The following is a 15,203-nucleotide window of genomic DNA, read 5'->3' on the forward strand; positions in this document are numbered from 1 at the left end:
GGTCCGTACGGCGGAGCGTGCCTAGTCTGGCGGTGAGGGACGCGCCGGTGGGCATCCCCCCGGAGCCCCCGTCGGCTGCCGTCGTCCGCCCGGACCGAGGTGACCCGACCGACCGCCGGAGCGACTCGACGTCGTCCCGGCCCGCGGGCATCGGGTCCGCGCGGCCGAGGGAGCGGACATGAGCCGTGCATCCGAATTCCTTCACATCAGACCCGCGCCGAGGCCTCCCGACCCGACCGCCGGCGGCCCGTTCCGGAGGGCCTGGGCCCGCCTGCGCTGGCCGTTCCTCTCGCTGTACCGGCAGTACCGTTCGGTCTGGTTGCTGACCAGGGGGGTCGCGCCGGCGAAGCGCTGGCGGCCGTCGCTGCCGAGGAGGGCCGTCATCTGGGCCTCCGTCCTGGTGACCGTGGTGCTCGTCCTCTGGGTCGCCAAGGCGGTGGTGGCGCTGGCCACCGGGGGCGAGGTGGTCTGGGGCTGGCCGTGGGGGATCGATCCGGACTCCGTCTGCGACGGCTCCTCCGCCTCGTGCGACGTGGTGAGCGGCAGCGTCTTCCCCATCGCGACCCTCGCGCTGACCACCGTCTTCTTCCTGGCCTGGCGGTTCAGGTCGCTCCGGGTGTACTACATGCGCCGGGCGCGGCGGGAGCCGAGGTCACTGGTGGAGTCCTCGGGCAGCATCATGGGACGGGTGGTGGGGCGCGACCAGCTCTGCATCGCGCTGATGGACAACCTGCGGGACACCGAGGTCCGCCGCCCCCACGTGGTGGTCGGCGCGATCGGCACCGGGAAGACCGCGCTGGTGGTGCGCCTGACCGGACTGCTGGCGCGCAAGGGGGCCTTCCCCGTGCCGATCAGGCTCCGGGACGCGGAGAACGACCTGGACTTCGCGGACCTGGCCTACGAGCGGTTCCGCCGCGTCGTCGAGCCGAGGAGCCGGTCGGACGCCGAGTCGGAGAAGGTGTGGCGGGAACTGCGCCACAGCGACCGGGTCGTGGTCCTCGCGGACGGCCTGGAGGAGGCGCTGTCCGGCGACGGGGTGAGGGCCGACCGGGACAACCTCATCCGCAAGGCGGTCAGGGCGGCGGGGGAGGCGCGGCTGCCCCTGGTCATCACGTCCCGGCCGCACGACGCGCTGCGGGCGGTGGAGGCCGCCGTGACCGAGCTGGAGCCGCTCAGCGCGGAGGCCGCCCTGGAGTACATGACCGGGAGCGGTGGCCGGGGTGAGGACGGGGAGAGACTCGGCCGGATCATCGAGATCGCCGATGTGACGGAGTCGCCGCTCTACCTGCAGATCGCCAAGGACCTCCACCGCAAGGACCTGCTGAGGAAGGTCTGGGTCGGGGAGGAGGAGACGGCCGGGGCGGGGGCCGACCACACCATGTGGGAGCTGAAGTTCGACCTCATCGAGGCCTGGGTCGCGGCGCTCGTCGACGGCGACCTCCACCCCGAACTCCCGATCACCCGGGAGGAACGGCGGGTGACCGTGGAGTACCTCTCGGCGTTGGCCTGCATCGGACTGCGCAGGGACACCGCCCAGGTCAGGTTCGTCCGGCTGGACGAGGAGCGTGCGGTCGGGGCGGAGCTGGCGCACCGGCGGCGGGACGTGCCGATCGACGTCAGGCTCGCGGCCACCTGGGGCACCCGGATGGGGATCGTGGAGGAGTCCGGCGAGTACGTGCGCTTCCAGCACAGCATCATGCAGGCGTACCTCGGCTCCCGGTTCCTGGACGCCGTGCTCGACGACCACCTCGCGTTCGGCCCGTCCCGGTCCGACTACTTCCCGGAGGCGCTGCGCGACCCCGGGCGGGAGATCCTCATCGCGATGGTCTTCCACTCGCGCCGGCTGCAGGAGGACTCCCGGTGCACCTGCCCCGCCGTTCCGGACGGCCACTGCCCGATCAGGCGTCTGCGGGACCTCGTCGTCGCCGCGGCCTGCGAGGCGCTCCCCGGGGAGCGCGCCGCGGCGCCGTCGGCCGACCCGGTCGGGGAGGAGGCGCGGGCCTCGGCGGCCAAGGTGCTGGACATGTACGGCGCCGCACTGGACATCGACGCCGTCGACCTCACCCCCGACCCCGACTCCGTGGTGGCCTCGCTGGTGCCGAGGTGGGGCCGGCTCCAGGAGCGGGACCCGCAGCGGCTCAGGGCCGCCAAGCTGGCGCTCGTGAAACGCCTGGGCGCGGCCTCGCGCCGGGCCGCGCTCGGCGGCGGCTCGTCGGCGTACGGGCACCTCTTCGAGATCGTGCGCGACGAGCCCGTGTACCGGGTGCGGACGGCCATGGCGCGGGAGCTCGGATCCGGTGGCGACCGGGCGTACGAGGTCCTGAGCGACAGACTGCGCCGCCCGGCCAGGACCGTCTCCGCCACGGGGCCCGCCGCCCCGCCGGACCCGGCCGCCCCGCCGGCGGCCACCCCCGGTCCCGTCGTGAACGGGGGCGGCGAGCGCGTGCGCCGCAAGCGGGAGGGGGCGGCGAGGGCGGAGCAGTGCCGGCGCGACCTGCGGTACGAGGAGGAGGAGGCACGGCAGGAGAAGGGCGCGTGGAACGAGAACACGATGTGCGCCCGGCTGGTCCCGATGCTGGTGGAGTCCGTCACCTCGGTGGACCACGCGGGTACCCCGTACCAGGACCTCAAGGAGTGGCTGGCGGAACTCGCGGCCCGCGACGGCCACCTCGGCCCGGACCCGTACGGGAAGCGGGGCCTGGAGGTGGCCATGGCCCTCGGCTTCAAGCACGCGGCGAACCGGCGGGCCCACCTGTCGGGCCCCGGCGACGCCAGGAGGACGCTGAAGGAGCAGGCCGAGGTGATGCTGCGGGGCAGCCGCTTCTGGTTCACCCGGCTGACGCTGCTGCACGCCCTGACCCTCTGGGCGCTGCCCGACGACGCCACCGGGGAACGGCCGGAGCACGGGCCCGGGGCACGCCCGAAGGAGCAGGTCCGGCGGTGGCTCCAACTGCGCGACGGGGAGCGGGAGCACCCGCTGGTGGAGGCCGGCGCGCGGCTCGCGGTGTGGGCCCTGGAGACGCGGCGGCCGGAACGGTTCCTGTGGATCGACGAGGCGGCCGTGGGTTCCCAGGTCGGCTCCGAACCGGGACGGTACGGCTGGCGCGGCGATGACGACCTCTGGATCCCGCCGTCCGCCGGCTGGAGCACACTGGACCCCGACGCCCAGAAGCTCCTCGCCGACGTGATCCTGCTGATCTCGCTCACCGAACGGGCGGACCGCCCACGGGACCTCATCGGGCGCCTGGACGTGGCACCCGCGCTGGCGCCGGTGCTCCCGCCGTGCCTGAGCGGTGACCGCGCGACCCTGAACCCGACGAACACGGTCGCGGTGACTCCCGGGGGCCGGCACTGCCACGACTCGTGCGACCTCAAGCTCTGCCCGTACCCGCCGAAGATCCCCGACCTGCGGGTGGAGCTCGGCGAGGTCTTCTGCCTGCACCAGCGGGGCATGCTCGGGTTCTGGCAGCCCCGGTCGTGGGTCCAGCTGCGGTTCCGGCGCAAGGGGACGTGGCAGCGCGACAACCGGGTGGCCGGGCTGCGGCAGTTCTGGGAGCAGATGGGCGCCCGGGCGCGGGACACCGCCTGCCCGGACGAGGAGCGCGTGCCCGACCGCGCCCCGCGGCCTCCCGCGCGGTGAGGCCGCACCGCCCTCCCTCCCGGGCACGCGCCGGACGAGCGTCGGGCGGGAACGACGATGAGGGCCCGGCACATGGTGTGCCGGGCCCTCATCGGAACAGTAGCGGGGACAGGATTTGAACCTGCGACCTCTGGGTTATGAGCCCAGCGAGCTACCGAGCTGCTCCACCCCGCGTCGGTAGGAAGAACGTTACGTGCCGACAGCGATCGCGGTCAAACCGGTTTCCGCGCCCGCGGCCGCGTCCGCCGGCGGGGTCGCGGCCGGCCCGGGTCCCGCGTGGGGTGAAGCCCTGTGGAGAAGCGCCGTCCTGAGGCCCCGACAGTCCCGGGTGGATGTCGATCGAGGGATCTTGGACTTTCAAGAGTTGAACATATGAATGTGGTCGAACCATTCGTGCCGGGCCTCACTCCGCCCCCGCCGCACTCTCTGACCTGCCAACTGTCGAGACCTGATCGCCACGGGCGGACCTGCCGGGATGTCCACCCCTTCGAGCGGATGCCCGGGGTGTCCGGCATGCGGGAAGTCCGCATTTACTTCTTGACGTCAAGGGAATCGCCGGATTGACTCCTGGCCCCACCCCCTGCCGCATTTCCGCGGCCCGTTCGGAGGCCCCTCACTCATGAACGCGACCATGCGCCGCACCCTCGTCGGCACCGCCACGGTCACGATGGCCCTGTCCCTGACCGCGTGCGGCGACAGCGGTGGCGACGACCACCAGGGCGCCGCCGCCTCCTCCTCGGCCGAGGCCCGGACGATCGGGCTGCTGCTCCCGGAGAACACCTCCTCCAGCCGGTACGAGAACTTCGACCAGCCCTTCTTCACCGCCAAGGTCAAGGAGCTGTGCGCCGACTGCACCGTCACCTACGGCAACGCCGAGGGCTCCGCGGCCAAGCAGAAGGAGCAGTTCGACATGCTCATCTCGCGCGGGGTCAAGGTCATCGCCCTCGCCGCCGTCGACGCCCGGGCCACCCCCACCTGGATCGAGCAGGCCAAGGCCCAGGGCGTGAAGGTCGTCGCGTACGACCGCCTGGCCGGCGGCCCGGTCGCCGCGTACGTCTCCTTCGACAACTGGAAGGTCGGCGAGCTCCAGGGCCAGGCGCTGCTGGAGGCGATGGGCCCGAAGGCCTCCGACGCCAGCATCGTCATGATCAACGGCGACGAGGGCGACCCGAACGCCGCCAAGTTCAGGGCCGGCGCCCACAAGGCGCTGGACGGCAGGGTCAAGCGCATCGCCTTCGAGCAGTCCGGCGAGTGGAAGCCCCCCGTCGCCGCTCAGAAGATCAACGCCGCGATCGCCCAGCTCGGCAAGAACAACATCCAGGGCGTCTACTCCGCCAACGACGGCATGGCCACCGCGATCATCGCCCAGCTCAAGGCCGCCGGCATCAACGTGCCGGTCGGCGGGCAGGACGCCGGCCTGGACGCCATCCAGCGCATCGTCGCCGGCGAACAGGCGTACACCGTCTACAAGCCGTACAAGCCGCTCGCCGACAGCGCCGCCGAGCTCGCCGTGAGCCTCCTGAAGGGCCGCGACGTACGGGGCGTGGCGACCGAGACCGTCGACAGCGACACCGCCACCGGCATCCCGGCCCGGCTGCTGCGCCCGCAGGTCGTCACCAAGGCCAACATCATGTCGACGGTCGTCAACGACGGCCTCTACCGGGCCGCCGAGATCTGCACCACCGCCTACGCCAACGCCTGCACCGCCGCCGGGGTCCGCTGACCCGGGCCCCGGTTCCCGAGCCGCCGCGCGGGAGGTCGGCCCGTCCGACCTCCCGCGCGGCCCGGCCGCCGGCCCGACGTTGATCATTCGGCGTGCCGGTCCTAGACTCCGCGGCCATGACGAAGCGCAGCCGCCGTACCAGGGCGCTGGTGTGGCTGGTCGTGGCGGCCGCGGTGTACGGCGGGGCGTGGGCGGCCACCGGCGCGTTCACCGGGTGCACCCTGCGGGACGCCCTGCTCGCCGACGACCTGGCCGAGGACCCGATCCTGGATGCCGCCCGACCCGGGTCGACCCCGGTCGGCGAGCCGCACTCCGGCTGTGACGAGGACGACGGCTTCGCCTACGCCGGCCGGTACTACGACCACCCGGGCGCCCGGGAGGACCTGGTCTCCCACGTCCGGTCCGCCGCGACCCGCGACGGCTGGCTGCCCGGGGCGTCGGACTCCCCGGCGGGCAGGCGCGTCTGCTTCACCCGCACCCGGGACGGCCTGACCGTGCACCTCTCGCTGTTCTTCCCCGACGCGCACAACGTGCCCGGGGAACAGTTCGCGCCGGCGAGCCGGTACTCCCTCGAACTGACCGCCAGTCACGACGGCGCGGCCTGGTGCTGACCGCGGCCCGGCCCGGGGCGGCCGGCCGCGGCCGCTGGGCCGAACGGCGGACGGGGCGCGGCCGTACGGGAGGTCCGCGCATGTTGCGCGGGCGCGGTCGGGGGCCCGGTGCTACCACGGACCGCATGTCCCACCACCTCAGCGGACCGAACCTCCGCTCCCCGCGCGGCGACGCCAGGCTCGATCTGACCGACGTGTTCGCCTTCCCCGGCACCGACGCCTCCGGCCGGACCGTCCTCATCATGAACGTGAACCCGTACGCCCCCACCCGGGCGGCCGAGTTCCACCCGGAGGCCGTCTACCGGCTCAACGTCGACAACGACGGTGACGACCGGGCCGACGTCGCGTACAGCTTCGTCTTCTCCGACCCGGAGGCCGGGAGCCAGACCTGCACCGTCCGCCGCGCGACCGGCGTCGAGGCGCGGAGGCACGAGGCCGTCGGTGAACCGCTGTTCGCCGACGTGCCGGTGGCCTTCGGGGACGCGCCCGACGTGGTGGAGGCCGACGGCCACCGTTTCTCCGTCGGCCTGCGCAGTGACCCCTTCTTCGCCGACCTGGAGGGGATCGTCGACGGCTTCCGGTGGACCGGCAGGGACGCGATGGCCGGGGCCAACGTCTTCGGCATCGCCCTGGAGGTCCCCGACGCCGACCTCGGGCCGGACCCCGTCATCGGCGTCTGGGCCCGGGTCAGCCTCCACGAGAACGGCCGGCTCACCTCCGTCGACCGGGGCGCCCACCCCTCCCTCACCGCCTACTTCAACGCGGAGGACGCCAAGGACGCCTACAACGCCGGCGAACCCGCCGACGACTGGGCCACCTACCGCGAACCGTGGACCGCCGTCCTTCAGCACACCGGCGCCTACACCACCGACGCGGCCACCGAGACGCTCAAGCTCGTCCTGCCCGACGTGCTGCGCTACGACCGCTCCCGCCCCGCGGTCTACCCCAACGGCCGTACGCTCACCGACGACGTCACCTCGGCCCGGCTCGCCATGGTCTCCGGCGGGAGGATCACCAGCGACCACATCCCGCCGCACACCGACCTCCTCCCGACCTTCCCCCACCTCGGCCACCCCCACCCCTCCGGCTGAGCCACCCACCCCTTCCGCGCGGCACGGTCCCGTACGTGGGTCACCGCTGGTGGAGGCCGCCGTCGGGTTGGAGGCCGGAGAGGCCCGAGAGGCCGGCGTCGCCGCGGACGAGGGCGCCGGCCTGGTCGGCGGTCAGGGGGCGGGCGAAGAGGTAGCCCTGGCCGAGGGGGCAGCCCATGGCGGCGAGGAGGTCGCGCTGGTCGGTGTTCTCGATGCCCTCGGCGATGACCTGGACGCCCAGGGTGTCGGCGATCCGGGTGATGCCCTCGACCAGGGCGTACTGCTGCTGGGAGAGGCCGAGTCCGTCGATGAAGGACTTGTCGATCTTGAGGATGGAGATCGGGAACTCGCGCAGGTAGGACAGCGAGGAGTAGCCGGTGCCGAAGTCGTCGATGGCGATGCCGACGCCCAGTTCGCCGAGGACGCGCATGTCGGTGCGGACGCGTTCGTCGCGGCGCATCAGGACGGATTCGGTGAGCTCCAGGACGAGCGACCCGGGGTCGATGCCGGAGGTGTCGATGGCGTCGCGGACCACGTCCACGAAGCCCGCGTCGCGGAACTGGCGGGCGGAGACGTTGACGTTGACGCGCAGCGGGGGGCTGCCGGCGAGGCGGCGGCGGGAGCTGCTGACGCGCTGCCAGTCGGCGGCCTCCTGGGCGGCGCGTTCGAGGACCCAGGCGCCGAGCGGGACGATCTGGCCGCTCTCCTCGGCGAGGGAGATGAACTCGTCGGGCAGGACCATGCCGCGCCGGTCGTGGGGCCAGCGGACCAGGGCCTCGAAGGCGACCAGGTCACCGGTCGCCAGGTCGACGATCGGCTGGTAGTACAGCGCGAAGTTGGACTCCGCGATGGCGGTGTCCAGGTTCTCGTTCAGCTCGTGCCGCTCGACCAGGCCGGCCTGCAGCTGCGGCTGGTAGTGGCACCACTGGCGCTTGCCGGCCGCCTTCGCCGAGTACAGGGCGAGATCGGCGTGGGTGAGCAGTTCGGCGGCGTCCACGCTGTCCTCGGTGGTGGCGACGCCGACGCTGGCGCTGACCCGTACGGCGCCCGCGCTCAGCCGGAACGGCTCGGTGAAGGCGCCGAGGACGGCGTCGGCGGTGGCGCCCACGTCGGTGGGGTGGGTGGCGTCCTCGACCAGGACGGCGAACTCGTCGCCGCCGAGCCGGGCCGCGGTGTCGGAGGTGCGCAGCGCGGTGGAGACCCGCAGCGAGACGGCGACCAGCAGTTCGTCGCCGACCGCGTGGCCCTGGGTGTCGTTGACCACCTTGAAGTCGTCCAGGTCGATGAAGAGGACGCCGGTGATCGCGCCGCTGCGTTCGCTGCGGGAGAGGGCGTGGCCGACCCGGTCCTGGAACAGCACGCGGTTGGCGAGCCCGGTGAGCGAGTCGTGGAAGGCGCGGTGGGTGAGCTCGCGCTCCATCTGGCGTTGTTCGGTGACGTCGCGCAGGGTGAGCACCAGTCCGCCGACGGTGGGGTCGTCGCGCAGGTCGTTGCAGCGGACCTCGGCCTCGATCGGGGTGCGGTCGTGGCGCAGCAGCCGCCAGTGCTCGCGCTGCTGGCCGTCGGGGCGGTCCTGGCGGCCGGCGGCCCCGCGCATCCGGGTGAGGGCGCTGCCGACGGCGCGGCTGTCCTCGGGCGGGACGAGGTCGGTGATCAGGACGCCGTCGAGGGCGGGGTAGCCGAGCACGCGTTCGGCGGAGGAGCTGGCGTAGCGGACGCCGTCGTCGGCGTTGAGGATCAGGATGACGTCGCTGGCGCTCTGCACGAGGGTGCGGAAGTACATCTCGCTGTTGCGCCGGTTGACCTCCTGGCTGAGCATGACGCGTTCGACGGCCAGCGCGGCCTGGGCGGCGAGGATCTCCAGGGAGCCCCAGAGGGCGGTGAGCTCCTGTTCGGTGCCGGTGACGATGAGCGCGCCGATCAGCGGGTCGCCCGAGGGGCGTTCGGCGAGGGTGAGCGGGCAGAGCAGGGCGCTGGGCATGCCGTCGAGGCGGGTGGCGAGGTCGCTGCCGATGTCCTCGACGGGCAGTAAGCGGGTCTCGCGGTAGGCGGCGAGGGCGAGCACCTCGTCGGAGCTGTCGCCGATGGGGTGCTGGTCGGCGCCGCGCTCGGCGTGCCGTACGTGCAGGACGCCGGCCTCGCTGACGGCGAGCAGGGCGACGTGGCCGGGTTCGCTGGGCATCAGCGTGGAGGCGGCGGCCTGGACGGCGTCGGCGACCTCCTCGACGGTGACCGCCGCGGTCAGTGAGGCGCCGGCCTCGCGCAGGGCCCGTTCGCGGGCGATGGCCTGGCGGCGGGCGATGACGACGCCCGCGAGACGGGCGATGACCAGCAGGAACAGGATGGCGGAGAAGGCGCCGATGACGCCGGCGTTGGCGTTGTTGCCGCTGATCGACTCGATGATCAGGATGGCGGGCGCGATCAGTGAGGCGAGCGCCAGCAGGGAGAGCCGGGCCCGGCTGATGTCGGACTGGTGGCTGGGGACGGGTTTGGTCAGCTGCACCATCGAGGGGTGCAGCGCGGCGGCGCCCCAGAGGGTGTAGTAGAAGGCCCATCCGAGGTCCACGGGGGTGCCGATGCGCCAGTCGCCGTGCAGCTGGATCAGCCCGTACAGCACGTCGGAGATGAGCAGTCCCAGGCTGCCGATGGTGAGCAGTTGCAGGGAGCGGCTCTTGCCGCCGCTCGGGACCAGCAGCCGCAGCAGCAGGGCGAGGACCACCACGTCGCCGAGCGGGTAGGCGATGGCGACGCTCCGCTGCAGCCAGGTGAGGTCGGGGTTGCGGGCGTAGGGGAGGATCAGGTAGATCCAGGCCAGCAGCGCCAGGCCCATGGTGAGGATGAGCGCGTCGAGCAGGCTGCCGCGGTCCTGATGGGCCGTCCGCCAGCGGATGAAGCCCAGCACGCCGACCGCGTAGAGCAGGTACTCGGCGAGGTAGAAGCCGTCGGCGACGGACGGGAAGGGATTGCCCAGGTCCAGGAACTCCATCTGGACGACCTGGGTGACCTCGCCGGCCGTGAAGCAGAAGTTGGCGGCCGCGAGCGAGTACCAGTACTGGGCGTGGGCGGGGCGGTTGAGACGTATTCCGACCACGATGGCGGCCACACCGCCGAGTCCGACGCCGGTCCACCAGATGATCCGCTGATTGGGGTAGAGGTAGTAGATGACGGTGAACGTCACCATCCACACCAGGTAAACGGCCATCAGCCGTTGGCGCCGACGTGTCAATGAAGCTACCTCCTCCGCGACATCGCCGCGCCGGTCGGGCGGGGATCCGGGTGAGGGGTCGTGGGCCGGGTGGCCCGGTGGTCACCGGTCGTCCGGACCGGTTCGTCCCCGGTCGTCCGACCGGATTCCCCGGTCGTTCCGGACCGGTGTTCCGGTCGTCCGGCCGGGGATTCCCGGCCGTTCACTCGGGATTCGGAAGCCCGGCCGGGTGCGTATAGTCGGAATTGCCGCACTCCCAGCATTCTGCCGCCACAGCACGAGGTCAAGCCGGTGGACGAAGCAGCAGAGAGGGCGCGGGGTGTCGCCGGGGACATGGATTCCGGGCGCCGTTCCGTGCTGTGCAACGAAGACGGTCAGTATGCGATCTGGCCGGACGGGCCCACCGTTCCGGTCGGCTGGCGTGCTGTGTTCGGACCCGCCCCGCGCGAGGAGTGCCGGGATTTCGTGGACCGGGCCTGGACCGGGCCGGGCGCCGGCGCCGGGGGAGCGGGTTTCGCCGACACCGTGCACGGACTGTTCCGGGCGCGGGCGGCGCACGATCCGTACGCGCTGGCGGTGATCGCCGAGGACGGCGAGCTGAGCTACCGCGAGCTGGACGCCCGCAGCGACGGGCTCGCGGCCGTCCTCCGTGACGCCGGGACCGGCCCGGAGCGGGTGGTCCCGGTCTGTCTGGAGCGCCGCTCGGACCTCGCGGTGGCCTGGCTGGCCGTCCTCAAGGCCGGCGGGGCTTTCCTGCCGCTGGACCCGGCGCACCCGGACCGCCGGCTGACCCAGCTGGTCGAGGACTGCGGGGCCGAGGTCGTGGTCACCTGCCAGGCCTCGGCCCGCCGCTTCGCCCATCCGGTGCGCGTCACCGAGGGGCAGGGCCGCCCGGCCCCCGCCGACCTGGCGGGCCCGGACGCGCTGGCGTACCTGATCTACACCTCGGGCACCACCGGCATCCCCAAGGGCGTCCCGGTCACCCACCGCTCCCTGGTCTTCACCCTCTCCCGGGTGATCGACGTGTACGGGCTCACCGCGCGTGACCGGGTGCTGCAGATGGCCGCGCTGGGCTTCGACACCTCGCTGGAGCAGGTCTTCGCGACGCTGCTGAGCGGCGCCACCCTGGTGCTCGGCGGCGGCCGGACCTGGGCGCCCACCGAGCTGGTGCACCGGATGCCGGCGCTCGGACTGACCGTCGCCGACCTCACGCCCGCCTACTGGCACCACGTGCTCGCCCTGCTGCCCGAGGGCGCCCCGCCGCCGCCCGGGCTGCGGCTGCTGATCGTCGGCGGGGACACCGTGCACGCCGACGACGCCCGCGCCTGCCTGGCCCGGCTGCCCGGGGTGCGGCTGCTCAACGCGTACGGGGTCACCGAGGCGGCCGTCACCTCCACGCTCTGCGAGCTCACCCCGGAGCTGGTCGCGGCGCAGGGCTCCCCGGTGCCGATCGGCCGGCCGCTGCCGGGGGTGCGGCTGCACCTGCTGGACCGGCGGCTGTGCCCGGTACGGCCGGGGGAGAAGGGGGAGATCTACCTGGGCGGGCCGGGCCTGGCCCGGGGCTACTGGCGGGCACCCGTGCTCACCGCGGAAACGTTCCTGCCCGACCCGTACGCCGCCGTGCCCGGCGAGCGGATGTACCGCACCGGGGACGCCGGCCGCTGGCGCTCGGACGGCAACCTGGAGATCCTCGGCCGCTTCGACGACCAGGTGAAGGTGCGAGGGTTCCGGGTCGACCCGACCGAGATCGAGGCCGTGCTGGCCGGCCACCCCGACGTCCGGCTCGCCCGGGTCGCCGCCGACGCCCGGATCGCCGCCGACGGCAACGAGGACGGCGAGCGGGTGCTCACCGCCTACTACACGCTCATCGACCGGCCCGGCTCGGGGGCGCGGGCCCGGCGCTCGGGCATCCGGGAGTACCTCGCCGAACGGCTGCCGGACTTCATGGTGCCCGGTGAGTTCGTGCTGCTCGACCGGATGCCGCTGACCGCCGCGGGCAAGATCGACCGGCGCCGGCTGCCGGGCGAGCCCCCGCAGCTCCAGCGCCGGGCCGCCCGCGGGGGCGCCGGGACCAGGGTCCCCGAGACCTCCGAGGGCACGACGCCCGCCACCGCGGACCCGTCCGCCGGCGACGGCAACGGCGCCGTGGAGGGCGGCATCGCCCAGCTCTGGTCCGAACTGCTCGGCGTCGAGCAGGTCGGACCCGCCGACGACTTCTTCCTGCTCGGCGGCGACTCCCTGCTCGCCATGGAGATGCTGGCCCGCGCCCGGATCATGTTCGGCATCGACGTCACCCGGATCCGCTTCCTCACCCGCTCCCTGCTGCGCGACGCCACCCTGCGGGCCTTCGCCATCGCCACCCGCAGCGCCCGCGCCCACCGGCTGCGCACCGGCGGCACCGGCGAGAACGCCGCCGCCACCGACTGGCAGGCCGAGGCCGAGCTCGGCACCCCGGTCCGGCTCTCCTGGAGCCCGGCCCCCTCGCGGGCCGATCCGGCCGAGATCCTGCTCACCGGTGCCACCGGCTTCTGCGGCGCCCACCTGCTGCACACCCTGCTGCACACCACCCGTGCCCGGATCCACTGCCTGGTCCGCTCGCCCGACGAGGAGCACGCGCTCGAACGCATCCGCGCCGCCCAGCAGCGCTTCCTGCGCCACGACCTGGCGGACGCCCGGGTGATGCCGCTGGTCGGCGACCTCACCGAACCCCTCCTCGGCCTGACCCAGCGCCGCTTCGAGGCGCTGGCCGCCACCCTGGACGCCGTCTTCCACCTCGGCGGCCAGGTCAACTTCATCTACCCGTACCACCAGCTGCGCGCCGCCAACGTGGCCGGCACCCGCGAGATCGTCCGGCTCGCCGGGCACTCCCGCGGGATACCCGTCCACTACCTGTCCAGCCTCGCCGTGCTGGCCGGCTTCGGGCCGGCCGGGGTCAGCGAGGTCAGCGAGCGCACGCCGCTCGCCCACCCGGAGAAGCTCTCGGTCGGCTACGTGGAGAGCAAGTGGGTCGCCGAACTGCTGCTGCACAACGCGGCCCTCGCCGGACTGCCGGTGACCGTGCTGCGCACCAACGACGTCACCGGGGACCTCACCACCGGCGTGATGAACACCGGCACCGAGATCTGCGCGCTCATCAAGTACATGGCGGAGTCCGGGACCTGCCCCGACGTGCGGCTGCTGCTGGACTTCGTGCCCGCCGACCGGTTCAGCCGGGCGGTCGCCCACATCGCCGCCCACGCGCCGGCCGCCGGGGAGGTCTACCACGTGACCAGCCCGCGCCCCGCCGTCCTCGCCGACCTCGCCGCACGGCTGCGGAGCGGCGGCTACCCGGTCACCGAACTCCCGTACCAGGAATGGGTGCAGGGGCTGGTCAGGTTCGCCGCGCGGTACCCCACGCACCCGATCACACCGTTCGTGCCGCTGTTCGTCGACCGCTGCCCGGGCACCGAACTGTCCATCAGCGAGATGTACTTCCGCCCGACCTTCCCGCTCTTCGACCGCTCCAACACCGAACGGGCGCTCACCGGCAGCGGCGTCGACCTGCCGGCCGTGGACGACGAGCTGCTCGACCTCTACCTGCGCCGGCTGGTCGAGTCCGGCTTCGTCACCGCACCCCGGGGAGCGCGCCGATGACCGGGACCGACCGGGGTGAGGTGTTCGCCCGACTGGCGCTCGCCGGGGCGTCCGGGGACGGGCCGGTGGCCTTCGGGGCCGGCCTCGGGCCCGACGTGCTCCACGCCGCCTACCGGCACGGGCTGTTCCCGCTGCCCGCCGCCGACGCGTACCAGAGCGCCTTCAACGAGGCCCGCTACGCCGACGCCGCCGTGCTGCCGGGGCCCGCGGACCCCCACGGGACCTCCGACCCCGGCGACCCGGACGAGGAGTACGACCCCTATGCGCTCGCCTGGTGGTCCCCGGACCCCCGGCCGGTGATCGCCCCGGGCGGCGTCCGCCTGGGACACCACCTCGCCCGGCGGCTGCGCAACCGGCTGGAGTGGTGGACCACCGCCGACCGGGCCTTCGACCGGGTGGTCGGCGCCTGCGCGGACGGGCGCGAACAGCACTGGCTGACAGCTGAGTTACGCGAGGCCCTGAACGAACTGCACCGGCGCGGGGCGGCCCACAGCGCCGAGGTGTGGGACGGCGAGGAGCTGATCGGTGGGGTCTTCGGGGTGAGCGCCGGGCCGGTGCTCAGCCTGGACTCGATGTTCCACCGCCGCTCCGACGCCGCCCGGGTCGCCGTCGCCGACCTGGCCCGCCGCTTCGCCGCCGCCGGCGGGCGCCTGCTGGACGCCCAGTGGGACGGCCCGCACGTCCGCAGCCTGGGGGCCGTCCCGATGCCCCGCTCCCGCTACCTGGCCGTGCTCGCCGAACCCGCCGAGCTGGGGCCGCTGCCCGACCGCGCCGAGCCGGTCCGGCGGCTGGGGACCCGCGCCCGCCGATGAGCCCCCCGCCCCCGGGCATCCCGGGGGCCCGGGGGCGGGGCCGGGCGGTCACAGCCGGCGCAGCCCCTCGCGGACGGCCGCCAGCAGTCCGAGGTCCACCCGGCCGTCGTCATGGGCCACCGGGACCGGCGGACGGGCCAGCAGCAGGCCCTGGGAGACCAGGTCCGAGAGCAGGATCCGGGTGACCGAGACCGGCAGGTTCAGCTCCGCCGCCACCTCGGCGACGGCGGCCGGGTGGCGGCAGCGCTCCAGGATCAGCCGGTGCTCCGGCTGCAGCCCGTACGGCCCGCCGCGCGCCCGGTGGCCCTCCCGGGGATCCGGGGCGGGCGCGGGGCCGGCCGTCCCCTCGACCGTGGTCAGCACGGTGATCAGGGTGAGGTCGGCGCACCCGGGCGCGGTCCGGCCCCGGGTCACGGTGTACGGGCGCACCAGCGCGCCGGCGGCGTCCTCCTCGTCCTCCTCGGCGACCTCGCTCCAGTGCGGGCCGC

General features: G+C 73.6%; 8 protein-coding genes, 1 tRNA gene and 1 pseudogene. 7 read left to right on the forward strand and 3 right to left on the reverse strand.

Features of this window, described 5'->3' with window-relative positions; translation table 11 throughout:
- The first annotated feature begins 178 nt into the window (after positions 1-178).
- Entirely contained in the window at positions 179-3,640 is a 3,462-nt protein-coding gene (locus tag ACWEQL_RS05360; RefSeq protein WP_452148827.1) for an NACHT domain-containing protein, read from the forward strand.
- Between the two features lie 100 nt (positions 3,641-3,740).
- Here the strand turns inward: ACWEQL_RS05360 and ACWEQL_RS05365 are convergent.
- Positions 3,741-3,814: transfer RNA gene (locus tag ACWEQL_RS05365), tRNA-Met, on the reverse strand.
- A 445-nt stretch (positions 3,815-4,259) separates the two neighbouring features.
- Here ACWEQL_RS05365 and ACWEQL_RS05370 point away from each other — a divergent pair.
- The 3 genes from ACWEQL_RS05370 to ACWEQL_RS05380 all read left to right on the forward strand — a co-directional run bounded on the left by ACWEQL_RS05370 (position 4,260) and on the right by ACWEQL_RS05380 (position 7,065).
- Positions 4,260-5,363, forward strand: a complete 1,104-nt coding sequence (locus tag ACWEQL_RS05370; protein WP_452148828.1) for a sugar ABC transporter substrate-binding protein — start codon at positions 4,260-4,262, stop codon at positions 5,361-5,363.
- Between the two features lie 116 nt (positions 5,364-5,479).
- On the forward strand, positions 5,480-5,974 hold the full coding sequence (locus ACWEQL_RS05375) for a hypothetical protein (RefSeq protein WP_452148829.1): 495 nt from the start codon (positions 5,480-5,482) through the stop codon (positions 5,972-5,974).
- Between the two features lie 125 nt (positions 5,975-6,099).
- A complete protein-coding gene (locus ACWEQL_RS05380) occupies positions 6,100-7,065 on the forward strand; it encodes a DUF4331 family protein (protein ID WP_452148830.1) in 966 nt (321 codons plus the stop codon).
- 40 nt (positions 7,066-7,105) lie between these two features.
- Here ACWEQL_RS05380 and ACWEQL_RS05385 read toward each other — a convergent pair whose 3' ends face one another.
- A complete protein-coding gene (locus tag ACWEQL_RS05385) occupies positions 7,106-10,291 on the reverse strand; it encodes a putative bifunctional diguanylate cyclase/phosphodiesterase (protein ID WP_452148831.1) in 3,186 nt (1,061 codons plus the stop codon).
- Positions 10,292-10,603: 312 nt separating this feature from the next.
- Between ACWEQL_RS05385 and ACWEQL_RS05390 the strand changes: the two are divergent.
- The 3 genes and pseudogenes from ACWEQL_RS05390 to ACWEQL_RS05400 all read left to right on the forward strand — a co-directional run.
- Positions 10,604-10,729, forward strand: a pseudogene (locus tag ACWEQL_RS05390) (MbtH family NRPS accessory protein); the annotation flags it as partial.
- A gap of 6 nt (positions 10,730-10,735) precedes the next feature.
- A complete protein-coding gene (locus ACWEQL_RS05395) occupies positions 10,736-13,903 on the forward strand; it encodes an amino acid adenylation domain-containing protein (RefSeq protein ID WP_452148845.1) in 3,168 nt (1,055 codons plus the stop codon).
- Positions 13,900-14,715, forward strand: a complete 816-nt coding sequence (locus ACWEQL_RS05400; protein ID WP_452148832.1) for a leucyl/phenylalanyl-tRNA--protein transferase — start codon at positions 13,900-13,902, stop codon at positions 14,713-14,715. The genes ACWEQL_RS05395 and ACWEQL_RS05400 overlap by 4 nt, the downstream gene beginning before the upstream one ends.
- 48 nt (positions 14,716-14,763) lie before the next feature.
- Here ACWEQL_RS05400 and ACWEQL_RS05405 read toward each other — a convergent pair whose 3' ends face one another.
- Positions 14,764-15,147 carry a DUF742 domain-containing protein gene (locus ACWEQL_RS05405; RefSeq protein WP_452148846.1) on the reverse strand — a complete coding sequence of 128 codons (384 nt, stop codon included), beginning with the start codon at positions 15,145-15,147 and terminating at the stop codon, positions 14,764-14,766.
- Positions 15,148-15,203 lie beyond the last annotated feature (56 nt).

The sequence above is a fragment of the Kitasatospora sp. NPDC004240 genome, from assembly GCF_053603215.1.